Below are 23,006 nucleotides of genomic sequence, written 5' to 3'. Positions count from 1 at the left end.
GGGGGGGGGGGGGGGGGGTCCCCCCCCCCCCCCCCCCCCCCGCCACACATTCTTTCGGACGGCCTGAAAGCCTCGAGTTCGGGGGGGTGGCAGCTGGGGCAGGGGTGGTAGAGGGCGGTCCAGCCGCGAGAGCGCAGGGCCTGGGCGATGGCTGCCGCCACGCGGCAGGGATCATTCAGGACAGTGAAACCGGGGAATCGCAGGACGAGAAGGCCTCGGGTCTGCAGGCTGTTGCCGCGGTCCATGTCATCCCACCACTGGCGGGCCTCGGTATGACTGAGCCGATCGAGACGAGCTGAACGATTCCCGCGGTCGTGGTGTGCCTGGCGCCGCCGGAACCGGCAGGCCGTGCGCCCTCCCGAGCTCCTCCTGACCGAGAGGGCGGTCAGGAGTCCGAGGACGTCGGGAGGGGGTTCGGGGAGCGGCGGGAGTCGATCCAGGCGTCCACCACTGCCCAGTTCATGGTCAACCAGTCCGCGCGCTCCGTTCCGGTGGGCGGCAGCTCGTCCGCGGGGAACCACCACCAGCGCAGCTCCATCGGGGCCGTCAACGGCAGGGCCTGCCAGACGAGGCCCGGCGTGACCAGGAGGTCCAGCCCCGTGTGGGCGACCACGGCCGTTCCCCCCACGGTTCGCGCGTCCAGCGCGGCGAGCACGCCGGCGGGGCGGGGCGGCAGCACGTGGGCGAGGTTCTCGGCCACCGCGGCCCGGCTCGACTGGCCGCGCAGCCGCAGCCCGCGGATCACCCGCCGGCGGCGCCGCGCGGTGAAGTTCGCCCCCTCGGGAAAGATGACGAGGGCATCGCGGGACGTCAGCCTGGTGGCCAGGTCGTGAACCCGAGCGGGTGCCGTCGGGTCGGCGCCCTCCGTGCGCAGGAAGCAGGCATCCAGCCGGCCGAGCAGGATGTCGATCGCCGGGTCGAGCTGAAGGCTCGCCAGGAGCACGACCCGCGGCGTGCGCTGGTAGCGGTCGAGCAGCAGATGGACCAGCGCGAAGGAGTCACCGACCCCGGCGTGCCTGCTGGCGACCAGGACGGGGCGGCCGGCGCAGTCCACAGTGCCCGCCGGCGGTTCGCGGACGGTCAGGCGGAACGCGACCAGCCGCCCGGCGGCAGTGACGACAAACCGCAGGACGCCGCGCAGCAGCCGCAGGTTGACCTTCTCCCACCTGGCGCGGAGCAGCGGCCGGGCCAGCCACAACCCGAAGCCGCTCACGATCACAACGGCCTCGGCGGCGAGGTAGGCCCCGGCCAGGGCCGCCACCCGGGACAGCCGTAGCCGGCGGTCGACGGGCGCGCTGAGCAGGCCGAGCAGAGTCACCAGGACACCGAGCACCGCGCCGCCCACCGCGACCGGGATGAACAGGGGATCGATCACGAGGCGGCGGATCGCCCTTGGTGGCACTCTCACGCCTCACGCCCCGAACGATCGCCGTCGCTGTTCACGACAAGGCCACGGCGAGGCTCGGGGGCGACGCTTCGGCCGCGGTCGGGATCCGGTCGAGGGCCGCGGTCACCGTCGGGGGCGCGGCCCGGCGTGGCCGGGGTCTTCGCGGCGCCCAGGCCTCGGGTGCCGGGGGCCGCCAGGAGGTCGAGGTAGTCGGCTGTGGCCTGGCGGGCGCGTTCGATCCGGCGGCGGACCCCGGAGGGGGACCGGTATCGCAGCCCGACCAGTGGTACTCCGGTGGCGTCACCGATCGGCAGCAGGTGGACGGCGACATCCGCCGGCAGGGCGGCCATCGCGTCGGCGAAGCCGCGGCGGCGGGCGATCTCGAAGGCCACGAGGCCGGCCTCCCACGGCCAGCGGCCGGGGCGCAGCGGCCGCTCGATCCGCCCGACGTGCAGGACGTAGACCGTTCGCGCGCCCAGCGTCACCGCCCGGCCCACGGGAGTGCTGTCGATGAGGCCGCCGTCGACGAAGTGCTCGTCCCCGATCTTGACCGGGGGTAGCAGCGCGGGCACCGCGCACGACGCCAGGACGGCGTCGACGAGCGGGCCGCGGTCGAACCAGTGCGCGGCCGCACGTTCGACGCTGGCCGCCACGCACTGGAAGGGCACCGCCAGCCGCTCGAAGGAGGACGGCAGGTTCGCCTTCAGTATCCGGCGCAGCGGCACGTTCGAGTGCAGGTAGCCGTGCTGGACGACGGTGGCCAGCCGTTTGGCCGGCCCGCCGGCGAAGACGTCCGAGCTGCCCAGGTCGGCCCACAGCTCGGTCAGCCGCCCGATCGCGGCTCTGGACGGGTCGGCGGCGACCACGGCACCGTTGATGGCGCCCACGGAGGTCCCGACGACCAGGTCGGGGCGGACGCCCGCGGCCAGGAGCGCGTCGAGCATTCCCACCTCGGCGGCGCCCAGGACGCCGCCGCCGCCGAGCACGAACGCGACCGGCCCCGGCTGTTTCTCGGGCGGAATACTGGTCACCGCAGCCTGCTACCCCGCCGAACCAGCCCGGAACCCGATGGTCCGGCGGCGTCTGCGCCCCCCTGTGGCCTCCTCATCCCCGGCCGTCCGGGACGGGCGGCGGGCGGAGAACAATGGCCGTCATGCGCACGCTCACCGAGGACGACATCCTCACCGAGGATGACCTGGACGAGATCGTCATCGAGGCCGCGGGCGACGGCCGCCACCAGCAGGCCGCGGCACAGTTCGAGGATCTCGCCGCGCGGCCTGAGCTCCACGGCCAGGTCAGCGCGTCGATGCTGCTGGTCCACGCCGGCGGCCAGTACGGCCTCGCCGACGACTGGGACGAGGCGGTGCGCTGCTACCGCGCTGCCGTGGTCGCCAACGACACAGCGGCCGCCGGTTCGGTGGCCGCCGCGGCAGCGGCCGCCATGGCGGCGGATGACCCGGCGGCGGATGACGCGACGGATGACGCGGCAGCCGGCGTGGCGGACATCGACCCGCGGGTCTGGCTGCATGACGCGCTCGTGCGCAAGGGCGACGAGGCCGAGGCCACGACGCTGCGCGCCGAGATCAAGTCGAGCCGCTCCACGAATCCGGATGTGTACGCGGCGGTGGCGGAGACACTCGCGGAGCACGGCCGGCAGCAGGAGGCGCTCACCTGGTTCACGATGGGCTTCCACCGCTGCCAGGACGCGGATATCCCGGTCTACATGCTCCACCTGCTGCTGATCGGGCGCCGCGCGATACGCAGGAACCTCGGCTTCCCGCCGGACGAGCTGGACGAGATCGCCGACGCCTACGTCGACCACCTGGAGGCCACCGACAACCTCGCTTGACCCGATCAGGCCTCCCACAGCATCGCCCGACCTGGTCAGGTGTCTGGCAGTTTCCCCGGGCTCGATCAGGTGTCCGGGAGGAGGACGGGGCGCAGGGCGTCGAGCACCGCGGCGTCCTCGATGGTGGAGGGGATCGCCGGTGAGCGGCCGTCGGCCAGTTCGCGCATGGTGCGGCGCAGGATCTTGCCGGAGCGGGTCTTCGGGAGGGCGGCGACGACGTCCACCCGTTGCATCGAGGCGACCGGCCCGATCTCGGCGCGGACCCGCGCGACGAGCTCGGCGGCCAGTACGTCCGGCGTGATCTCCGTTCCGCTCTTCATCACCACGAGCCCGCGGGGCACCTGGCCCTTGAACGGGTCGGCGACGCCGACGACGGCGCACTCCGCCACCGCCGGGTGGGCCGCCAGCACCGCCTCCATCGATCCGGTGGAGAGCCGGTGCCCGGCCACGTTGATGACGTCGTCGGTGCGGCCCAGGACGAACAGGTAGCCGTCGTCGTCCACGTAGCCGCCGTCGCCGGTCAGGTAGTACCCGTCGAAGGCCGAGAGGTACGAGGCGACGTAACGCTCGTCGTCCTCCCACAGCGTCGGCAGCGAGCCGGGCGGCAGCGGCAGGCGGATGCAGATGGCGCCCTCGGTGCCGCGCGGGACCTCCTCGCCCGCCGCGTCCAGGACCCGCACGTCGTATCCCGGCATCGGCACCGACGGGCTCCCCGCCTTGAGCGGCAGCGGCTCCAGCCCGAGCGGCGCCGCGCAGATCGGCCATCCCGTCTCGGTCTGCCACCAGTTGTCGACGACGGGCAGGCCGAGCGCGCCCGAGGCCCATTCGTAGGTGGCCGGGTCCAGCCGCTCGCCGGCCAGGAACAGCGCCCGCAGGGTGGTGCGGTCGTACCGGCCGACGAGCTCGGCCGCCGGGTCCTCCTTCTTGATCGCGCGGATCGCGGTGGGCGCGGTGAACAGCACGTTCACCCCGTGGTCGGCGATCACCCGCCAGAAGGCCCCGGCGTCGGGGGTGCCGACCGGTTTCCCCTCGTAGAGCACCGTCGTGGCGCCGACCAGCAGCGGCGCGTAGACCGTGTACGAGTGGCCGACCGCCCAGCCGATGTCGGAGGCCGCCCACATCACGTCCCCCGGCCCGATGCCGTACACGTTGCGCATCGACCAGGACATCGCCACCGCGTGGCCGCCGTTGTCCCGGACGATGCCCTTCGGCCGCCCGGTCGTCCCGGAAGTGTAGAGGATGTACAGCGGGTCGGTGGCCGCGACGGGCACCGGGGCCAGCGGGGGCGCGGAGCCGACGAGGGCGTCCCAGTCGTGGTCGCGGCCGGTCACGAGATCACAGCGGTGCTGCTCGCGCTGCACGATGAGGCACCCGGCCGGCTTGTGGACGGCCAGCTCGATCGCCGCGTCCATCATCGGCTTGTAGGGGACGAGCCGCGTCGGCTCGATGCCACAGGACGCGCTGACCACGACCTTCGGGCGGGCGTCGTCCATGCGGGCGGCGAGTTCCGGGGCGGCGAACCCGCCGAAGACCACCGAGTGGACGGCGCCGAGGCGGGCGCACGCCAGCATCGCCACGACCGCCTCGGGGATCATCGGCAGGTAGACGATGACACGGTCGCCGCGGCCGACTCCGAGCGAGGCGAGCGCGCCGGCGGCCCGGGCCACCTCGTCGGTGAGCTGCGCGAACGTGTACCGGCGGGACGTCCCGGTGACCGGTGAGTCGTAGACCAGGGCGAGCGCGTCCCCGCGACCGGCGGCGACGTGCCGGTCCAGGGCGTTGGCGCAGGTGTTCAGCTCGGCGTCGGGGAACCAGCGGTAGAACGGCGGTGCGCTCGCGTCGAGAATCCGCTCCGGGGGACGGGTCCACTCGACCTCCCGCGCGGCCGCGGCCCAGAAGGCCTCGGGGTCGGTCCGCTCCTGCTCGTACGCCCGCCGGTATGCGCCCATGCCTGCCATCCTCCCGTTCCACGGCGGGCCGTCCAGGCACTTCGGCGCCAACGGCGCCGTCGCCGGCCGAGCCCTGATGGGGAGAGCCGAGCCCCGGCGGAAAGAGCCGAGCCCGACGGGGAAAGCGGAGCCCTGGTGGGAAGACGGGCACCGGTGGGGCGGTTGGCGCAAGGGTGAGCCTGATGAGACCGGTGCCGCTGTCCGTCCTCGACCTGGTGCCGGTGGGCACGGGTGTCTCCGCCGGCGAGGCCGTGCGGGGCAGCCTTGAGCTGGCCCGGCGGGCCGAGGATCTCGGCTTCACCCGCTACTGGCTGGCCGAGCACCACGGCATGCCGGGCATCGCCAGTTCCGCGACGACCATCCTGATGGGCCAGGTGGCCGCGGCGACGTCCACCATCAGGGTTGGCTCGGGTGGGGTGATGCTGCCCAACCATGCCCCGCTCACGATCGCCGAGCAGTTCGGGACCCTGGGCGCGTTCTTCCCCGGCCGCATCGACCTCGGCATCGGCCGTGCGCCCGGCACCGACCAGAACACCGCGCGTGCCCTGCGCCGCGGCCCGGGGTCGATGTCCGCGGACGACTTCCCCGACCAGCTCGCCGAGCTGACGACCTTCCTCTCCGGTGGGTCGTTCCCCGGTGGGCACCCACTGCGCGGTGTGGAGGCGTACCCGCGGGCGGAGACACCGCCGATCTGGCTGCTCGGCTCGAGCGGCTACAGCGCCCAGGTCGCCGGAATCCTCGGCCTGCCGTTCGCGTTCGCGCACCATTTCAGCTCCGCCGGCACGCTGCCCGCGCTGCGGCTGTACCGCGACTCGTTCCGGCCGTCGCCCGGGCGGGAGCGGCCGTACGCGATGGTCGCCGCCGGTGTCCTGTGCGCCGAGGACGACGAGCGGGCCCAGTGGCTCGCCGGGCCCACCCGCCTGACGATGCTGCGCCTGCGGATGGGACGGCCCGGCGCCTTCCCCACGCCCGAGGAGGCCGCCGCCCACCCCTGGACGCCGCAGGAGCGCGATGTGGCGGAGGCGGCGACGTCCTCGCACATCGTGGGCGGCCCGGAGACCGTGCGGGACGGCCTGAACGCCCTGCTCGAGGCGACCGAGGCCGACGAGCTCATGATTGTCACGAACGTGCACTCGAACGCCGACCGGATCCGCTCCTACGAGCTGGTCGCCCGGCTGGCGCTGGCGGAGCAGGACGGCGAGCAGGTCACCCGTGCCCGCGCGGCCGGAGCGTCCGGGCGGTGATCCCCGCGACCAGCCCCCTGCCCAGCAGGCGGGACGCGTTCGAGGTCAGGTAGTTCAGCCGGCCGTCGATCACGTAGGGCAGGCCGCGGTCGAGGCCGCGGAAGGCGGCCGAGACGACCTCGTCGGTGGTGCGCAGCCGTCCACCGGCGCTCATCCGCCGGCCGAGGACCTCGAAGAAGTTCGTGTCGGTCGGCCCCGGGCACACCGCCAGCACCCGGATTCCGCGCGACCGGTACTCCGCCCACAGCGCGATCGAGAAGGACAACACGAAGGCCTTCGACGCCCCGTACACAGCCATGTACGGGACGGCCTGGAACCCCGACGTCGACGACACGTTGACGACGGTGCCCCGCCCCCGTTCGACCATCGCCGGCAGGAGCAGGTGCGTCACCCGTTCGACCGCGACGACGTCCACCATGACCTCGCGGTGGTCACGGTCGGCGGGCAGCTCCTCGTACCGGCCGTAGGTGCCGAACCCGGCGTTGTTCACCAGGATGTCGATCTCGCGCCCGGTCGCCCGGACCTGTTCGACGAGCAGGTCCGGGCCGTCCTCCCGGGCGAGGTCGACCGGGACCGTCCACACCCGCACCCCGTGCAGCGCGCGCAGTCGCTCGCCCACCGGCCGCAGTTTCTCCTCGGACGGCGCGGCGAGCACGAGATCGGCCCCGCGTGCCGCGAGCGCCTCGGCGAACGCGGCCCCGATCCCCGACGAGGCCCCCGTGACCAGTGCGGTCCGGTTCCGGAAGTCGGTCACGAAAGCGGTGCTCCTCAGGTCGGCGGCAATCGGCGACGTGCGGGGACGGACTGGCCGCGCCTGACCTCGACGGTGCGGGGCACCGCGGTCGCTGACGAAACGACCGGCCAGCGCGGGCCGGCGGTGACGTTACAGCGGGGCTAGTCGGCGACGACCAGCAGGCCCCGCTCGGTCACCGCCGCCACCGACAGCGTGCGGTATCCGACCTCGTCGAACAGGACGGTGATGCGGTCGCCGTCCTCCTTCATCACCTGGCCGGGCCCCCACCGCACATGGCGGACGGCCAGCCCGGCCGGAAACGGCGAGACCTCCGCCGTGGCCTCGTTGTCGCCCACCGGCGCCGGGGAACCGGCGGCGGCCGCGGCCCCGCCCTCGCCGCCCGGCACCCGCTGTCCGGGCAGACGGGACCGGCACACGTCACAGTTCCCGCAGGCCGCGGGGGACGTGTCGCCGAAGTAGGCGAGCAGGTAACGCCGCCGGCAGTCGCGGGTCTCCGCGTACCCGCGCATCATGTCGACCCGCGACCGCTCGAACTCGACCCGTGCCGCGGCCAGTTCGACGGCACGGCGCGCGGCCTGCTCGGGCTCCGGCGCACCGGCACTGCGCTCGATGCGGCCGTCGTCGTGGACGGTGACCGCGTCGGCCCGTTCGAGCAGGTCCACCATGCGGGTCAGCGCGGTGTCGCCGACCCCGGCGGCGTCGGCCAGGGCGCGCGCGCTCACCGGTTCCTCGGCGTGGCCGAGCAGCACGGCGACGCGGCGCAGGGCGGTCTCGTCCGGGCGTGACGAGGCGAAGAAGCGACGCAGGCCCAGGTCCTCGGGCCGGTAGAACAGGACCGCGACCGCCGGCTGGCCGTCGCGGCCGGCGCGCCCGATCTCCTGGTAGTAGGAGTCGATCGAGTCGGCCACCTCGGCGTGGATCACGAACCTGACGTTGGGCTTGTCGATGCCCATGCCGAACGCGGTCGTCGCCACGACGACGTCGCACCGGTCGGCCATGAAGTCCTCCTCGACCTCACGGCGGCGCGCCGCGCGTAGCCCGGCGTGGTACGCGCTCGCGGTGAGCCCGAGGTCCGCGAGCTCGGCGGCGAGATCCTCGGCGCCACGCCGGGTCGCCGTGTAGACCAGGCCGGGCTTGGTCTCGGCGGCGATCCGCTCGACCAGCCGGGCCTTCTTCTCGTCGTCGTCGACGAACGACTCGACACTCAGGGTGATCTCCGGGCGGTCGAAGCCGCGGACGATCTCCGCCGGATCCTCGAGCCGCAGGCGCTCGGCTATCTCCCGGCGCACCGGCGGCGACGCGGTGGCCGTCAGCGCGACGACCACCGGATGGCCGAGGTCGTCGATCACCTGGCCCAGGCGGGCGTAGTCGGGGCGGAAGTCGTGGCCCCAGCTGGAGATGCAGTGTGCCTCGTCCACGACGAACAGGGAGGGCCGCGCCTCGCGAAGCGCCTCCCGGACGTCGTCGCGGGCGAGCTGCTCAGGAGCAAGGAACAGGAACTCGGCCCGGCCGTGGCGGACGGCGTCGATCGCCGCGAGCGCCGCGCCGCGCCCGCTCTGCGAGTTCGCCGCCACCGCGGGCGCGTCAGCGTCAGGCTGACCGGCACCGGACTGGCCGGCGTCGGGTCTGGCGGCGGTCCCGGGGCCGGCGGGCACCGCGTCCAGCAGGCCGCCCAGGCGTTCGGTGAGCCCGCGCACCTGGTCACGCTGCAGCGCGATGAGCGGCGAGACGACCACGGTCGGCCCCGCGATGAGCAGGGCCGGAATCTGGTAAACGGCCGACTTGCCACCCCCGGTCGGCAGGACGCACAGCGTGTCCCGGCCGGCGGTGACGGCCCGCATCGCCTCGAGCTGGCCGGGGCGCAGCTCGGCGAACCCGAAGCCCTTCCGGGCCACCGCCCGCAGCAGATCGTCCAGCTCTGCGTGTTCCTCGTGTTCCTCGTGGTGTTCGTGGTGTTTCTCGTCGTCCCGCGGCGGATCGGGGCGGGCGGTGTCCGCCACCACCGCCTCCTCAGGCATGGGAGGAGGCGGTGGCGTGGGAGGCGGGGCGGGGCTATCGCGGTTACGGCGTTGCAGCGGCAGACGGCGCAACCAGCCCGCCAACCGGGTGCGTGCCGGATCGTGACCATTCATGGTGCGCTCGGCGTACCCGTTCCCGGGACGTTCGCACACACCGGACCAGGATCGCTCGTGAGCCGCCCGCTCGGCGGCTCAGCCCGGCTCAGCCTGGCTCAGCCGATGAAGGCTCTGACCTGACTGGCCACGGTGTTGTCGTCGTGCAGCTCGGAATGGCCGAGGCAGCCGGCGGCGGTGTTCGTGGCACCCGAGAGGGCGACGCTGGAATCCGGATTGATGACGTCGTCGCAGGACGACCACCACGTACGGTAGTTGACCGCGCCCGGCGTCTCGTCACCGGAGTTCAGGGTGTTCAGGAAGGACGAGCCAGGACTCATCTCCGAGCAGGCCGTGTAGAGCCATCCGCACAGGGTCGCGGTGCTGGTCCCGTGGTTCGGGCCACCCAGCGACACGAAGTCGTCGACGACGGACGTCCCGCCGAGGTTCTTGAGGTAATAGCGCGAGGACAGCGCGCCCATGGAGTGGGTGACGAGGTCCACCTTGGCCGCGCCGGTCGCGCTGCGCACGGAGGAGATTGTGGCGGCCAGCTGGTTCGCGGTCGTCACGTTCGACTGGTGCGAATCGTAGGTGAACACGACCAGGTCGGACGAGGACCAGCCGTTGGCCTGGAAGTCGGCGACCATGTCGGTCCAGGTGGATGTCGATCCGTTGAATCCGTAGACGAAGATAACGGGTTCATGTGTCGCCGCGGAGGCGGCGGTCGACGTGCCCAGCAAAGCTGCGGCGGCGACCGCGAGAGCGCCAAGGATCCTGGCCGCTCTGGACATGGGAACTCCTGTCGTTGCGGGGTCAGCGCAGCAAGCCTCGCACCCCCGCGGGGAGCTCCCTTTGAATCCGTGGGACGTTCACCAACGGTTGCCGTCACGGCCAACCAGCCGTTGAGGCGGCACCGCCGCGGAAATCCTCGTGGAATTCCCGCGTAATTCGCACCGAACCCGGAGAACAATATGCTCTCGCCGAATCAGGAGACCTTTTGGGCCGGTCGCATCACGATGTCGGTCACCTCGACGCGACGCGGCAGCTCCACGACCGAGAGCACCATCGCCGCGACGTCCTCGGGCTGCATGAGGGCCTCGGGATCCCAGTCCCGACCCTCCGTCTCGAAGATCTTCCGTTGCATCGCGGTGGCCGTCCGACCAGGCAGGATGGTGCAGACCCGCGGCCCCTTCGGCCCCAGCTCGCCGCGCAGGCTGTCCGCGATCGCGCGCAGCGCGTGCTTCGTCGCGGCGTACTGGCCGACCTCCGGGCTCGCCGACAGGCCCTGGGTGGAGTTGACGAAGATGATGTCGCCCAGCGTGCGAGTGAGATCGGGTAGCAGCAGCTGGGTCAGCGCATACGGGGCCCGCAGGTTGACCGCGTACTGATCGTCAAGGTCGGCGAGACTCGCCATCGTCATCGGACCACTGTGGTAGACCCCGGCCGAGTGGACCAGCACGGAGATCTCCCCGAGCTCCGCCCGGGCCGTCTCGACGAGCCGCTCCCGGCCGTCGGCGTCGGTGATCTCGGTGGCGAAGACGCGCAGGTCGACCCGGCCGGCGGCGGCCGTGCGCGCGAGTTGGGACAATGCCGCGCCGTCCCGCCCCGTGGCCAGGACGGATGCCCCGGCGGCGGCGAGGTCGAGCGCGATCGCGTGACCGATGCCGCTGGAGGCACCGGTCACCACGGCCGCCCGGCCCGTCAGGCGACCCGGGGGCGAGAAAACTCCGTTGAGCGGCAACCGCACCATGGGAGACGAACAACCCTTACGTTAGTGGAAGGTTCAGCCAACCTCACCCTACGACGAAACTCGCGGCGCTGGTCCAACAGGCCCGCCGTGCCACGCGACGGAGTCGGAATCCCCTGGCGACAGGGGCGACGAGGGTGACGAGCCGTGCGCTGACGGCTCCAGCGGAGCCGCCGGAGATGCAGCCGGTGACGGAGCCGGCGGAATTGACGGCGTGAGCATCGTCCGCAGGGCTGCCCGGTCTGTCTTGAGCATGCTGGTGAGCGGGATCGCCGGGACGATCCGCACCTCACGCGGGTACCGTAGCGGCCCGAGCCGCTCCCGCCCGAACCGGACAAGTGCCTCCGCCGAGACGTCCGCGCCCGGGCCGAGCTGGACGAACGCGACGATCTCCTCGCCGAGCCGGCGGTCGGGGCGGCCCACCACGGCCACCTCGGCGACGTCCGGGTGCTCCCGCAGCGCGTCCTCGACGTCCCGCGGGTAGATGTTGAACCCGCCGCGGATGATCAGATCCTTCATCCGGTCGACGAGGTACAGGAAGCCGTCCCGGTCAAGGTGGCCGACGTCGCCGGTGTGCAGCCATCCGGCGCGGACCGCCTGCGCGGTCGCCGCGGGATCACGCCAGTAGCCCAGCATGACGCCCGGTCCGCGCACGCAGATCTCCCCGACCGGCGAACCACCCGCTCCCCCGGGCGGGCCATCATGGTCGCCGTCGGTGGCGTTCAGGGCCTCGATCCGGAGCTCGACGCCGGGTGCCGGGCGGCCGACGCTGCCCAGCCGGGTCCGCCCCGGTGGCATCACCGTGACGATCGCCGACGCCTCGGTGCAGCCGTAGCCCTCCACGAGCTCGACCCCGGGCAGCCGGCGCGCCCATTCGTCGGCCACCTCGCGCGGCAGCGCCGAGCTCCCGGAGACCACCTGGCGCAGCGCCGACAGGTCGTAGCCGTCGAGATCCTGGTCCAGGATCATCCGGGCCATGGCGGGGACGATCGCCGTCTGCGCCACCTGGTGCTCCACCACCAGCTCCAGGAACCGGACGGGCTCGAACCAGCGCATCAGGACAGCCGTCGCCGGCGTCTCGGCGTAGGTGGCCATGACGCTCACGGTCATCCCGTAGACATGCGACATCGGCAGGGGCAGCAGGCCGGGCAGGCCCTCGCCCAGCCGCATCGAGTGCACCGCCCACGCGGCCGCCGAGACGTTGTCATGGGAGAGCACCACGCCCCGGGCGCGCCCCGTCGTCCCCCCGGTGTAGAGCAGCGCGGCCATACCGGACGGGTCGACGTCCACCAGGTCGGACTCGGCCGGGGACTCCAGCTCGGCGAACAGCAGCACCGGTGGCCCGGCGCGGTCGGCGGGCGCGGGTTCGGCCTGCTCGGCCAGCACGACGGCACGCAGCGCGGGCAGGCCCCGGGCCGCCGCGCGGACCTTGTCCAGGAAGTCCGGGGTGGTCACGACGAACGAGGCGGCGCTGTCGGCCAGCACGTGACGCAGGTCCGTCTCCCCGAGCAGGAACAGCACCGGCGTGACGGCCGCGCCGGCCCACCAGGCCGCCTGGTAGGTGATGCCGACCTCGGGACAGTTCGCCATGCAGACCGCGACCCTGTCCCCCGGCGCGAGCCCGGCCGCGCGCAGCCCGCCGGCCAGGCGCCGGGCCCGGGCCGCGAGCTGCGCGGCCGTCCAGCGCTGCTCCTCGAAGATCAGTGGACCGGTGCCGCCGGTCCGCTCGATGGACAGCTCGGCCAGCCGGCCGAGGCTCGTGCCCGAGGGCACCGCCGTGGGCGTGGACGCGATCATTCGGTAGGAACGATCATTCGGTGGACACCGTCATCCGGCTGACACGGTCATTCGGCGGCCTGCCCTCTCTCCGCGGGACGCGACACGGAGAGCACATCGTCCCTCGCCAACAGCGACTAGGCCAGACGAGACCACGCACCGAAACACGAGCACCGCCGACGGGCGAGTGTCAGGAGCCGATCAGGTCCGAGATCCGTCCGAGGTCCGTGATCTCGCCGTCCTGCACCTTGTACAGGTAGACGGTCGAGCGCTTGAGCTCGCCGTTCTCCTCGAACTCGATCTTCCTGGTGAGGCCGTCCCAGCTGACGGTGCGGAAGGCCCGCGCGACGGACTCCCGGCCGATGTTGTTCCCGAGCCGCTTCAGGACGTCGACGACGGCCCAGGTGGCGTCGTAGGCCTCCCCCGAGTAGGTCCCGGGCAACGCCCCGCCGTTGACGTCCTTGTAGGAGGCCACGAACTCCTTCGCCGCCGGGTCGGTGTCGACGTCGCTGCAGGCGCACGAGAAGTAGGCGCCCTCGGCGGCAGCCGCGCCCGTCCGCGTGACGAAGTCCGGGTCGCGGGTCGCGTCCCCGCCCATGACGGTGCCCGTGAAGCCACCGTCCTCGAGCGCCTTGTTGAGCAGCGCGAAGTCGGCGTACTGACCGGAGTAGAAGAGTACGTCCGGCGCCTCGGCGATGATCTTCGCTGCCTCGCGGGTGTAGTCCCGGGCCGGGTCGACGCCGCCGTGGACGACGTCGACGCCGTCGGAGAACAGCTCCGCCTCCAGCGCGGTGGACAGGCCGATGCCGTACTCGCTGCGGTCGTCGACCGAGTACACCTTCCCCGCGTCGAGGACGGTGGAGATGTAGTCGGCCGCGGCCCGGCCCTGCACGGAGTCGGGGGCGACGACCCGGTAGAAGGTGGTGAAGCCGAGGTCGGTGAGCGCCGGGGCGGTGGCGGACGGGCTGACCGAGAGCAGGCCGGCCTCGCTGTAGAACGGCTCGCTGGCCTCCGTCGCGTCCGAGAGCATCGGGCCGATGACGGCCACCGCATCGGAGTCGTCGATGAGCCTGCGCGCGGCGGCCGGCGCCCGCTCGGGTGACCCGCCGTCGTCGGAGGAGACGAGCTCGACCCGGAACGGCAGGCTGGCGTCCGCGTTGATCTCCTCGATCGCCGTGCGCACCCCGTAGAGGGCGTTGACGCCCAGCTGCTCGTCGTCGCCCGACAGCACGCCCTGGAACCCGATGGTGACTGTCCGGCGGCGGTCACCGGACGAGGAGACACCGTCACCGCTGCAGGCCGCGACGATCATCACCGTCATGGCGGCGGCGACGATCGCACCCAGGGCCGGTCGCCTGATCATGCTGTCTCTCCTCCGGTTTCACCGCCGCCCGCGGGCAGTCCGGCACCTGATTCTCGACGGCGAGCCGAGGGGGAGGTCCGGCTGCGGCCCGGAGTCCACGGAGCCCGTCCCACCCGCCGCCGAGATGTCGCAGACCCAGTCCTACGCGACGTCGACCTGCTACATGGCACGAACGGCCCGATCGGGCCGCACGCCCGGGCCCCACGCCCGGGCCGGGCGGTCAGGCCGGGCGGTCAGGCCGGGCGGGGCTCCCAGCCGGGAGGGCTGGTGCCCAGCGAGGCGGGCGCCATCGTCCAGGCCGGTGCCCGGCCGTCGACCGTTCCCGGTGGGGCCACGTAGGAGAGCTCCCCGAACTCGCTGCGCAGGCGCCGGCAGAACTCCTCCGCGTCGGCCCGGGTCGGGTCCGGGGCTGCGAGGGTGTCATGGTGGCCGAGGCTCTGCAACCACCGGCCGGTCTGGGCCAGCGAGACCCGCACCTGCCAGCTGCCGCCCTCCACCGCGCGCCGGGCCAGCGCCGACAGCACGCCGTGCGCCGCCAGATACCCGGTCGCGTGGTCGAGAGCCTGGGCGGGCAGCGGACGGGGCTCCTCCTCCCCACTGGCCTCGGCCTCCGCCCACGAGATGCCCGACGCCGTCTGGACCAGGCTGTCAAAGCCCCGCAGGCCGCTCCACGGCCCGCTCCGGCCGTAGGCGCTGATCGTCGCGACGACGATCCCCGGGCGCAGGCGCGCCAGCGCGTCCGGACCGAAGCCCAGCCTGTCCAGGGCGCGCGGGCGGTACGCCTGGAGCACGACGTCCGCCGTCGAGACGAGCTCCTGCAGTCGGCGGGCGTCCGCGGCGACGCGCAGGTTCAGAAAGGTGTTGCGCTTGCCGAACCCGGTGTCCATCAGCGCCGACCGGACCTCCGGCAGATGCGCGGCGCCGACCCGCAACACCTCGGCGCCGTGGGCGGCCAGCGTCCGCCCGCAGACCGGGCCGGCGATGACCCGCGTCATGTCCACCACGCGGATGCCCTCGGCCGGCAGGTCCGCCGGCTCGGGCCGCAGCGCGGGGGCGTCCCCGATCCGCTCGGTCTCCAGCACGGGCAGCTCGGCGACGGCCTTGGCCTGCCGGTGCGCCCGCCACTCGTCCTCGTCGCGCGCCATCGTGGCGCACATCCCCATCGCCTGGAGCTCGAGCTCGAGGGACTCGGCCTCGAAACGGGCCACCGACCGCCCGACCGCCGCCCGGTCGTTCGGCGAGTCGAGCAGTTCCAGAATGCCGTTGCGATGATGCGGGAAGTTGCAGTGCAGCTGGATCCACCGGTCGTCGGCCGTCCGGTAGTAGCCCGAGATCGGGTCCCAGGGGTTGGGCAGCGGACGTCCGTCGAGCCGCAGGTACCGCTCGCTACGGAAGGCCGCGCTGGCGTGCCGGGTGTCAACGGTGACCGCCGGCTGGGACGGGCTCCCGTTGCGCGCGGCCAGTAACCGGCCCGCACCGACGGACGCGGCGGCGACGCTGGCCGTCGCAATGGTTGTCACCCGGTAAAGGCTCGGCAGGACGTCCGGGGGGCCGGTCACGGTCAGGCGTTCGGTGACTCCCGGTTCGTCGACGAGCGTCGCGACCTGGGCGGCGATCATCGAGTTGTCGGACATATCCCCATCCTGTAAAGCGGATCACGCGTGTCGCCTGATGTGTCACCGGACGAACCGTCCGGGCTACTCCCGCCCCCAGACCATGTCCCAGAGTGAGGCTTATGTGACGGACAGCATTGCACACCCACGCCATCACGTGCACGCGACACCGCTTTCAGGCACGTCGAACCACCCGACCAAGCGCCCACCAACCCCCGGACACCGGACGGGCACCGCGACCGGAAGCCCGGAACCCGCTCACCGGCCCGCGCTCACCGGCATTCACTGAACCACCACGGCCGGGCCCCGACGGGACCGGGCCGGCAAGCCGGACGGCCGAACGCCTCAGGAGGCGGACGGCAGGAACGGGCGCAGCCGACCGACCGGCACCCCGCCACCGAGCACCGCGGGAGCGGCCAGGGCGTCGAGCCTGCCGGCGTCCAGGCCCACGGCGGCGCCCGGGCCCGGGGTGGGGTCGAGCGCGCCGATGCGGCGCAGCGCGGTGACCAGGACCGGCATAGCCGCGCGCTGGGAGCCGTCCTCGATCTTGACCGCCACCGCGTACCCCGCCGCCGTCGCCGCGACGGTGACCCCCTCGGCGCCGTCCTTCGCGATGATCCACGGGGCGGCGAGCATCAGCTCCGTGTCCGGTCGCCCCGGACCGCCGATGAGGGCCGGGAAGGCCCGCATCGCCGCCGCGACGCGCTGCCGAGGCGAGCGCGGGCCGGCGGCGGCGAGCGCGATCTCGCGCATCCCGCGGGCGAGGCCGAGCAGCGGGATACCGAACAGCGGAGCACCGCAGCCGTCCACCGCGGTGGCCGTGATCGTGGCACCGGTGAGCTCCTCGATCACGGCCCGGATCCGGCGCTGCAGCGGATGCGCCGGGTCGGTGTAGCCGGCCACCGGCCACCCGGCCGCGACGCAGGTGGCGATCATCCCGGCGTGCTTGCCGGAGCAGTTCATCAACAGCCGTTCGGGCCCGCCGCCGGCAGCCAGGTGCCGCTCGTGGGCGAGCCGCCCGATGGGGAGGTCGGCGGGGCAGGCCAGGGCGTCCTCGCCGCGCCCGGCCGCCGCGAGCACGGCCCGCACGGCCGCCAGCTGCTCGGGCTCACCGCTGTGCGAGGAGGACACGATCGCCAGCAGCTCGGACGGGATTCCGCCGCCCCACTCTGAGGCGGCCCCGCAGTCGGGATCGCCGCAGTCGGGATCGCCGACGCCGGAGGCGGGATCGCCCGCACCGGAAACGGCGGCAGGGCGGGAAGCGGCGCCGGCACCGGAGCCGAACGCCGCGTCGAGCCCGGCGAGCAGCATCCCGACGGCCTGCATCGGCTTCACCGTGGACCGCGGGGAGATCACCGCGGTCGGGTCGCCGACCGACAGCACCACCGCGCCGGCCGGGTCCAGCCCGACGACGGTCCCCCTGATCCGGCTCTCGACCAGAACCGCGGTCATCCCGGTGGCGGTGTCGCGGTCGGTGTCGGTGTCGCGGTCGATCCACGCGACCACCGGCGGGGCCACGCCTCCCCCGGACTCGCTCATGATCCGAAATCGTTCATGATCGCGAATCCGTCATGCACATCAGGGTATGCGCGCTCCCCGCCGCCGCCCGGGACCCGCACCCGAGCGATCCACCCGGCCGGTGGTCACAGCTCCATCAGTTGCCTTTTCCAACTAACTACGCGCACACTGGGAACACCAGTGAGTTTGGTTTTCGAACTCACTCCTGGAGAAGGAGCCTCCGATGCGTGACGCCGTCGTCGTCGAAGCGGTGCGGTCCCCGATCGGGCGGGGACGCGCCAGCGGCAGCCTCGCCCCCGTCCACCCCATCGACCTGCTGGCGCACAGCATCTCCGCGGCCGTCGAGCGGTCCGGCGTCGATCCGGCGCTGATCGACGACGTCATCGCCGGCTGCGTGACCCAGAGCGGGGAGCAGGCCGCGAACATCGCCCGCTGGGCGACCCTGGCCGCCGGACTGCCCGAGTCGGTGCCCGGGACCACCGTCGACCGCCAGTGCGGCTCGTCCCAGCAGGCCGTCCACTTCGCCGCGCAGGGCGTCATCGCCGGCGCCTACGACATGGTTCTGGCCTGCGGTGTCGAGTCGATGGGGCGGGTCCCGATGGGCTCCGCGACGCTCCCCGGAGACAGCCACGGCACCCGGATCAACGCCCGCTACCCGGACGGGCTGATCTCGCAGGGCATCAGCGCCGAGCTGATCGGCGCGCGGCGGGGCCTCGGCCGTGCCGAGATGGACGAGTTCGCCCTCGCCAGCCACCAGCGCGCCGCCGCCGCGGCCCGGGACGGCCTGTTCACCCCGGAGATCGCGCCGGTGAAGGTCACCGGGCCGGACGGGTCGGTCGTCGAGTTCTCCGCCGACGAGGGCATCCGCCCGGCATCGAGCACGCAGGCCCTCTCGGGTCTGCGCCCGGCCTTCTACGACGAGGCCACCGCCGCGCGTTTCCCGGAGATCGGCTGGAACGTGACGGCCGGCAACGCCTCGCAGATCAGCGACGGCTCCGCCGCGCTGCTGATCACCACCTCGGAGCGGGCCCGCGAACTGGGGCTGCGCCCGCTCGCCCGGCTGCACAGCTTCGCCGTCGTCGGCGACGACCCGTTCCTGATGCTGCGCGGCGTCATCCCCGCCACCCGCCGGGTGCTGGAGCGCTCGGGCCTGAGCCTGGACGACATCGACCTGTTCGAGGTGAACGAGGCCTTCGCCGCGGTCGTGCTGGACTGGCGCGCCGAGATCGGCGCACCGGCGGAGAAGGTCAACGCCCGGGGCGGCGCGATCGCGCTCGGCCACCCGCTCGGCGCCAGCGGCGCCCGGATCATGACGACCCTCGTGCACGCGCTGCACCAGACCGGCGGCCGGTTCGGGCTGCAGACGATGTGCGAGGCGGGCGGCCTCGCGAACGCGACCATCATCGAGCGCCTCTGATCAGGCACCCCGGACAGGTGCACGCTCCGGGTGGGCGATCGGCCGGCGCCGCGGCCGATCGCCGGCCTATCCTTGGCCGGTGCCCGCATACGAGTACCGATGCCGTGTCTGCGACGCGTCCTTCGAGGTCCGCCGCGGAATGAACAGTGACACGACCGCACCGGCGCCCTGCCCGGCCGGCCACGCCGAGACTTCACGGGTCTTCTCCGCGGTCGCGGTGAGCCGCGGCGCATCCGCGCCCGCGATGGCCACGGCGCCGGCCACCGGAGGCGGAGGCGCATGCTGCGGCGGCGGCTGCTGCGGCTGACAGCCACACCACCGCAAGCAGGATCGGGGCCCGGCAGACGAGCCAGGCCCCGGTTAAGGATGAGCGTCGTCGCGCGGGCGGGTCGTGCGGGCGGCGGGCTGCAGGCTGCGGCGCGTGCGTGCGGCTCGGCTACGGGTGCCGACATCCACCTGGCGGTCGCGTTGACCACCGACGGCGGCCGCGCGCTCCGCGTTGAGCCGCCTGGTGATGATCTGCAGGGTCTCGTCGCGCTCCCGCTCGTCGAGGCCGTCCGCCAATGTTGCCAGCAGGTCGGAGGATCCCGGCCCGCACACACCGCCCAAGGTCCCAGCCATGGCTGTCCCCTACCCACCTCTGCGGTCCGGCACGCCTTGGCATGACGGTTTGCGCGCCATCCCAACTACGGAAAGTAATTAACAGCCCCGCCGGTGAGTGGGCCATGGCCAGCCACTGGCGGCTGGTCGCCGACCAGCCGCCAGCGGCCCACTAGTCGCCGGCCGGCCGGTCGCGCCGTGCCCGGCGCTGGACGCGGCGGGCTGTCGTACCGCCCGTCCGTGCCAGCCCGCGGGCTGCCCGGGCGGCCTCCCGTCGGCCGACGGCGGCGGCGCGGCGGGCACCGGCCCGGATCTCCTCGGTCGGGACCCGCCAGTCGACGCCTGGACGGCCGAGCACCAGCCCCGTCGCGGCGATCAGCGTCCAGAATCCGAAGACGGCCCCCACCGCGAACAGGTCCAGCGCGCCGACCAGTGCCGAGGCGACGAGCAGAACACCCGCGCCGACAAGCCCGAAGGCGACCGGATGCGCGCCCACCCACCCGGACACCCCGTTCCCGCGCCGCGCGGCCGCGGACCGGGCCGGAGCCGGGCGACCCGAAACCCGGCGAGCCGAAGCCGCGCCAGCCGTGACCGGGCTAGCCGTGACCGGGCGAGCCGAAGCTTGTCGGGCCGGTGCCTGACGGACCGGTGCCCCACCAGCCGAAGCGGGGCGAGCCGGAGCCTGACGGGCCGGTGCGGGCGCACGCGCGCCCTCCGCGTCGACGGGGTCGGGGCGCACGCCGATCGGGCTGGGTACCTGCGGGCCGCCGAAGGGCCGGCGCCGCTGGCGGGAGCGTCGTTCCAGGACAGGACCATCCATGCCAGCGTCTGTGCCCGTGCTCCGGAGCGTCATGCCTGCCTCGCCCACCGATGTGCCCCCTCACCCGCGACGTTCCTCACCCCGGTTCCCGGTTTACGGCACCAGCGCCCCGCACCCGCGGCTCGCCCGCGTGCCCCGTCCGGCGCGGGCTCAGTACCGGTGCGACTCGACGTGTGCGTCGTCGCGCAACGCGCGCCAGAGCTGGCCCAGCGAGGTGAACTGGACCCCCTCGGGCGCCGCGCGGACCTCGTCGACCACCCGGTCCGGCGCGTGCTGGTGGCGCAGGTGGTCCATCACCTCGTTCCGCTCGGCGGGGAAGACCGCACGCCCGAGCCAGCGGGCCAGCTCCGAACGTTCCTCGACGTCCACCGTCGTCATCCCGGGCGGAGCACTGCCGAGGACGCCGGCGCTGTCCGGGCGGGAGGCGAGCGCGGGGGCGTCCTCGCCAGGCGGTTCCGGTGACCTCCATTCCTCTGCTCGGGTGTCCCTGCGCGCGCGGACGATGCCCGCGACCTCGTGGGCCATCAGCTCGTCGCGCTTGGGCCCGTGCTTGGCGCTGCCACGATCCATCGACATGCGGCGTCCTCTTTCCTCGTGATGCCTTCGTCGCGTTCCTCGTGAAGCCCTCAGGCCCCTAGTACCCGAAACGCGAGGGAAGGTGCCTAGACGGAGGCCGGAACCGCCGCGGCCGGGTCGAGCCGGGCGCTCACCTCGTACAGCGCGAACGCCTTCCCGATCACCGGACGGGCCACGTTGCGCACCGGGACACCACCGGCCGTCCGTCCCTTCTCCGTCCCCCCGTGGGCGTGCCCGTGCAGTGCCAGCTGGGCGCCGCCGGCGTCCACCGCCTCCGCCAGGTGGTAGCTGCCGAGGAAGGGGAAGATCTCCGGCCGCTCGCCCGCGAGGGTGTCGGGGACGGGCGCGTAATGAGTGAGAGCTACCCGCACGTCGCACTCCAGGCCCTCCAGGGCGGCTCGCAGACCCGCGCTCACCTCCTTGGTGTGCCGGACGAACGCCTTCATCTGCGGCTCCCCGAAGTCGCTGCCGCTGGCGCCCGCGAAGCCTCCACCGAAGCCCTTGACCCCGGCGACGCCGAGGCGGCACCCGCCGGCCCGAACCAGCGCCACGGAGCCCTCGAGCACCTCGACACCGGCCTGCCCCAGTACGGCGGCCACCTCGTCGGCCTGATCGCTGTGGTGGTCGTGGTTGCCGAGGACGGCGATCACCGGGATCTCCGACGTCGCGAGCTCGCCCGCGGCGACCTCGGCCTCGGACACCCGTCCGTGCTGGGTCAGGTCACCGGCGACGAGGAGGACGTCGGCCAGGTCGCCGATCCCGGCCAGACAGGGCGCGAAGGACCCACGCGAGTCGGTGCCCAGGTGGATGTCCCCGACCGCGGCGATCCGGATCACGACACACTCTCCATCGTCGATGGTGAATCGCGCTTCGACACGACGACGTCGTTGCGGACGGGCCGGCCGGGCACGGCGTCGGCCAGCACCGCGTCGACCGCGCGGCGGCGGGCCTCGGTGGCCACCTCCCCGCGCACGGTGATCCCCTCCGGGCCGACGGCGACGTCCAGGCCGAGCTCGGCGACCCGCGGATCCTCCGCCAGGCGCTCGTGCAGGTCACCGGCCAGGTACTCCGCCGGCTCGGTGACGTCCAGGACGGCGACCGGCGCGGCGGCGCCCACGGCACCCACCCCGTCCACGGCATCCACGGCGCGTGCGGCGCGCGGCGGGGTGACGACGTGCGGTGGGATCAGCTTCAGCCGGGTGGCGACCAGCAGCGCGGCCTCGGCGAACGGCGACTCGGCGGTGGCCCGGCGAACCTGCTCCCAGTCGACCTGCTCGCGCATCGCGCGGATCATGGGGATCACGCGACCGAGGTCGCAGTACCGCTCGTCGAGGGCGAGCAGGGTCATCTCGAACCAGTCGGTGGCGTCGAGGACGGGCATCCGGACCGAGTCGACGGACATCTCGCTCGAGCGGGCCAGCATCTCGTCGGTGACCGCCCGCCCGACCGGGTGATGGATCAGGTCGACCAGGACGTCGCCGTCGAAGACCTTGGTCAGCCAGTCCTCGGGCGGGTCCACCGGGCGCAGCCCACCGGCGCAGAGAACCTCCACGGCACGCGGGACGTCCGCCTCGCGGAGCATGAAGTCCACGTCGTGCACGGGCTCCGGCCCGCCGCGGGCCCAGCACGCGTAGCTGCCGCCGAGCGCGAAGGGGATCTCCGCCTCTTTCAGCGTCACGGCGACACGTTTGAGACTTTCCCGCAGACCGCGGGGCGCATCATCCATGACCATCGGGGTACCCGCGCCGATCGTCCTGACTCCCCGAAGGCCGCATCCGGTGCCGGGACCCCCCGCATCGGGCGGCGCGCGGGCGCATCACCGCCAATTCGGACACAACAGCGCGGCAGCACCTCAGTGACAGAGCCGGCCCCATGTCGTGTTCACGACACGTACGCACACGGTCTTCCGGCGGCGGCAACTGCACACGGCCGACGCCGTTCCACCGCCTACCGCTTCCGCGGAACGCCGGTCGGAAGGCACTCCGGAGCCCGCGTCCGGGCCGTTGTTCACGGCCGAGACGAAGAAGTGCGCCTTGTTGTTCCCGCGCGGGACGGGCGTGACGTACGCATCCCTCAGAGCGAGGAGTGTACGCACCATCCGGTAGCCGCCGACGACATTTCCCGACATAGGTCCCGCGGACATATGCACTCCCGCAGTCGCCACACGCCGCCGTGCTGCGCCGGAGCGTGCTTTGAAGCCGCTGGTCCCGCGCTTCGGCAACGGCCCTGACGGGCTACGCCGAGCTGTCGGCGATGACACTGTCGGGCCAGTGGAAACTGTC

The 23,006-nt window shown here is 73.1% G+C and carries 20 protein-coding genes; 4 read left to right on the top strand and 16 right to left on the bottom strand.

Features of this window, described 5'->3' with window-relative positions; genetic code table 11:
- Positions 1–385: 385 nt before the first annotated feature.
- Both AC559T_RS25585 and AC559T_RS25580 read right to left on the bottom strand, forming a co-directional pair.
- Complete coding sequence (locus tag AC559T_RS25585) at positions 386–1,408, bottom strand: 1-acyl-sn-glycerol-3-phosphate acyltransferase (RefSeq protein WP_131624693.1); 1,023 nt, start codon at positions 1,406–1,408, stop codon at positions 386–388.
- Complete coding sequence (locus AC559T_RS25580) at positions 1,405–2,331, bottom strand: patatin-like phospholipase family protein (RefSeq protein WP_498870336.1); 927 nt, start codon at positions 2,329–2,331, stop codon at positions 1,405–1,407. The genes AC559T_RS25585 and AC559T_RS25580 overlap by 4 nt, the downstream gene beginning before the upstream one ends.
- Positions 2,332–2,531: 200 nt before the next feature.
- Between AC559T_RS25580 and AC559T_RS25575 the strand changes: the two genes are divergently transcribed.
- Complete coding sequence (locus AC559T_RS25575) at positions 2,532–3,236, top strand: hypothetical protein (RefSeq protein ID WP_071065971.1); 705 nt, start codon at positions 2,532–2,534, stop codon at positions 3,234–3,236.
- Between the two features lie 65 nt (positions 3,237–3,301).
- Here the strand turns inward: AC559T_RS25575 and AC559T_RS25570 are convergent, their stop codons facing one another.
- Positions 3,302–5,185, bottom strand: a complete 1,884-nt coding sequence (locus tag AC559T_RS25570; protein ID WP_112105694.1) for an AMP-binding protein — start codon at positions 5,183–5,185, stop codon at positions 3,302–3,304.
- Between the two features lie 182 nt (positions 5,186–5,367).
- On the opposite strand from AC559T_RS25570, the gene AC559T_RS25565 reads away from it, so the two are divergent.
- Positions 5,368–6,429 carry an LLM class flavin-dependent oxidoreductase gene (locus AC559T_RS25565; protein WP_165938511.1) on the top strand — a complete coding sequence of 354 codons (1,062 nt, stop codon included), beginning with the start codon at positions 5,368–5,370 and terminating at the stop codon, positions 6,427–6,429.
- Here the strand turns inward: AC559T_RS25565 and AC559T_RS25560 are convergent.
- The 8 genes from AC559T_RS25560 to AC559T_RS25525 all read right to left on the bottom strand — a co-directional run bounded on the left by AC559T_RS25560 (position 6,392) and on the right by AC559T_RS25525 (position 17,332).
- Positions 6,392–7,183: an SDR family NAD(P)-dependent oxidoreductase gene (locus AC559T_RS25560; RefSeq protein WP_498870334.1), complete on the bottom strand. Its 792-nt coding sequence runs from the start codon at positions 7,181–7,183 to the stop codon at positions 6,392–6,394. The genes AC559T_RS25565 and AC559T_RS25560 overlap by 38 nt on opposite strands.
- Positions 7,184–7,323: 140 nt before the next feature.
- On the bottom strand, positions 7,324–9,201 hold the full coding sequence (locus AC559T_RS25555; RefSeq protein WP_498870333.1) for a RecQ family ATP-dependent DNA helicase: 1,878 nt from the start codon (positions 9,199–9,201) through the stop codon (positions 7,324–7,326).
- A gap of 212 nt (positions 9,202–9,413) precedes the next feature.
- Positions 9,414–10,085 carry an esterase/lipase family protein gene (locus AC559T_RS25550; RefSeq protein ID WP_071065968.1) on the bottom strand — a complete coding sequence of 224 codons (672 nt, stop codon included), beginning with the start codon at positions 10,083–10,085 and terminating at the stop codon, positions 9,414–9,416.
- A 194-nt stretch (positions 10,086–10,279) separates the two neighbouring features.
- Complete coding sequence (locus tag AC559T_RS25545) at positions 10,280–11,044, bottom strand: SDR family oxidoreductase (RefSeq protein ID WP_020463881.1); 765 nt, start codon at positions 11,042–11,044, stop codon at positions 10,280–10,282.
- Positions 11,045–11,092: 48 nt separating this feature from the next.
- Positions 11,093–12,838, bottom strand: coding sequence for a class I adenylate-forming enzyme family protein (locus AC559T_RS25540; protein WP_498870332.1), 1,746 nt, complete (start codon positions 12,836–12,838; stop codon positions 11,093–11,095).
- 169 nt (positions 12,839–13,007) lie between these two features.
- The gene (locus tag AC559T_RS25535; RefSeq protein WP_498870331.1) at positions 13,008–14,180 is read right to left on the bottom strand and encodes a branched-chain amino acid ABC transporter substrate-binding protein; all 1,173 of its coding nucleotides are present in this window, start codon (positions 14,178–14,180) and stop codon (positions 13,008–13,010) included.
- Between the two features lie 233 nt (positions 14,181–14,413).
- Positions 14,414–15,814, bottom strand: a complete 1,401-nt coding sequence (locus tag AC559T_RS25530; RefSeq protein WP_498870330.1) for a CoA transferase — start codon at positions 15,812–15,814, stop codon at positions 14,414–14,416.
- Positions 15,815–16,138: 324 nt separating this feature from the next.
- A complete protein-coding gene (locus AC559T_RS25525; RefSeq protein WP_498870329.1) occupies positions 16,139–17,332 on the bottom strand; it encodes an asparaginase in 1,194 nt (397 codons plus the stop codon).
- Positions 17,333–17,534: 202 nt separating this feature from the next.
- Between AC559T_RS25525 and AC559T_RS25520 the strand changes: the two genes are divergently transcribed.
- Positions 17,535–18,728, top strand: coding sequence for a thiolase family protein (locus AC559T_RS25520; RefSeq protein WP_498870328.1), 1,194 nt, complete (start codon positions 17,535–17,537; stop codon positions 18,726–18,728).
- 79 nt (positions 18,729–18,807) lie between these two features.
- On the top strand, positions 18,808–19,035 hold the full coding sequence (locus tag AC559T_RS25515) for an FmdB family zinc ribbon protein (protein WP_083391270.1): 228 nt from the start codon (positions 18,808–18,810) through the stop codon (positions 19,033–19,035).
- 53 nt (positions 19,036–19,088) lie between these two features.
- Here AC559T_RS25515 and AC559T_RS25510 read toward each other — a convergent pair whose 3' ends face one another.
- The 5 genes from AC559T_RS25510 to AC559T_RS25490 form a co-directional block, all read right to left on the bottom strand.
- Positions 19,089–19,349, bottom strand: a complete 261-nt coding sequence (locus AC559T_RS25510; protein ID WP_347176838.1) for a hypothetical protein — start codon at positions 19,347–19,349, stop codon at positions 19,089–19,091.
- A gap of 151 nt (positions 19,350–19,500) precedes the next feature.
- A complete protein-coding gene (locus AC559T_RS25505; protein ID WP_235013846.1) occupies positions 19,501–19,824 on the bottom strand; it encodes a hypothetical protein in 324 nt (107 codons plus the stop codon).
- A 474-nt stretch (positions 19,825–20,298) separates the two neighbouring features.
- Entirely contained in the window at positions 20,299–20,724 is a 426-nt protein-coding gene (locus AC559T_RS25500; protein WP_071065959.1) for a DUF2795 domain-containing protein, read from the bottom strand.
- An 86-nt stretch (positions 20,725–20,810) separates the two neighbouring features.
- On the bottom strand, positions 20,811–21,560 hold the full coding sequence (locus AC559T_RS25495) for a metallophosphoesterase family protein (RefSeq protein WP_498870327.1): 750 nt from the start codon (positions 21,558–21,560) through the stop codon (positions 20,811–20,813).
- Positions 21,557–22,402: a nucleotidyltransferase family protein gene (locus AC559T_RS25490; protein WP_338045502.1), complete on the bottom strand. Its 846-nt coding sequence runs from the start codon at positions 22,400–22,402 to the stop codon at positions 21,557–21,559. The genes AC559T_RS25495 and AC559T_RS25490 overlap by 4 nt, the downstream gene beginning before the upstream one ends.
- Positions 22,403–23,006 lie beyond the last annotated feature (604 nt).

Origin of the sequence: Frankia sp. Hr75.2 (assembly GCF_949319125.1) — a bacterium.
Lineage (GTDB): Bacteria > Actinomycetota > Actinomycetes > Frankiales > Frankiaceae > Parafrankia > Parafrankia soli.
This window is presented reverse-complemented; position numbering and strand designations above follow the sequence as displayed.

Bases quoted from the DNA above. Each gene is read 5' to 3' on its own strand.
- AC559T_RS25550 (WP_071065968.1), bottom strand. From the start codon at position 10,085: ATGTCCAGAGCGGCCAGGATCCTTGGCGCTCTCGCGGTCGCCGCCGCA.
- AC559T_RS25540 (WP_498870332.1), bottom strand. From the start codon at position 12,838: ATGATCGCGTCCACGCCCACGGCGGTGCCCTCGGGCACGAGCCTCGGC.
- AC559T_RS25510 (WP_347176838.1), bottom strand. From the start codon at position 19,349: ATGGCTGGGACCTTGGGCGGTGTGTGCGGGCCGGGATCCTCCGACCTG.
- AC559T_RS25520 (WP_498870328.1), top strand. From the start codon at position 17,535: ATGCGTGACGCCGTCGTCGTCGAAGCGGTGCGGTCCCCGATCGGGCGG.
- AC559T_RS25500 (WP_071065959.1), bottom strand. From the start codon at position 20,724: ATGTCGATGGATCGTGGCAGCGCCAAGCACGGGCCCAAGCGCGACGAG.
- AC559T_RS25565 (WP_165938511.1), top strand. From the start codon at position 5,368: ATGAGACCGGTGCCGCTGTCCGTCCTCGACCTGGTGCCGGTGGGCACG.
- AC559T_RS25545 (WP_020463881.1), bottom strand. From the start codon at position 11,044: ATGGTGCGGTTGCCGCTCAACGGAGTTTTCTCGCCCCCGGGTCGCCTG.
- AC559T_RS25580 (WP_498870336.1), bottom strand. From the start codon at position 2,331: ATGCTCGACGCGCTCCTGGCCGCGGGCGTCCGCCCCGACCTGGTCGTC.
- AC559T_RS25525 (WP_498870329.1), bottom strand. From the start codon at position 17,332: ATGAGCGAGTCCGGGGGAGGCGTGGCCCCGCCGGTGGTCGCGTGGATC.
- AC559T_RS25555 (WP_498870333.1), bottom strand. From the start codon at position 9,201: ATGCCTGAGGAGGCGGTGGTGGCGGACACCGCCCGCCCCGATCCGCCG.
- AC559T_RS25530 (WP_498870330.1), bottom strand. From the start codon at position 15,814: ATGTCCGACAACTCGATGATCGCCGCCCAGGTCGCGACGCTCGTCGAC.
- AC559T_RS25575 (WP_071065971.1), top strand. From the start codon at position 2,532: ATGGCCGTCATGCGCACGCTCACCGAGGACGACATCCTCACCGAGGAT.
- AC559T_RS25535 (WP_498870331.1), bottom strand. From the start codon at position 14,180: ATGATCAGGCGACCGGCCCTGGGTGCGATCGTCGCCGCCGCCATGACG.
- AC559T_RS25570 (WP_112105694.1), bottom strand. From the start codon at position 5,185: ATGGGCGCATACCGGCGGGCGTACGAGCAGGAGCGGACCGACCCCGAG.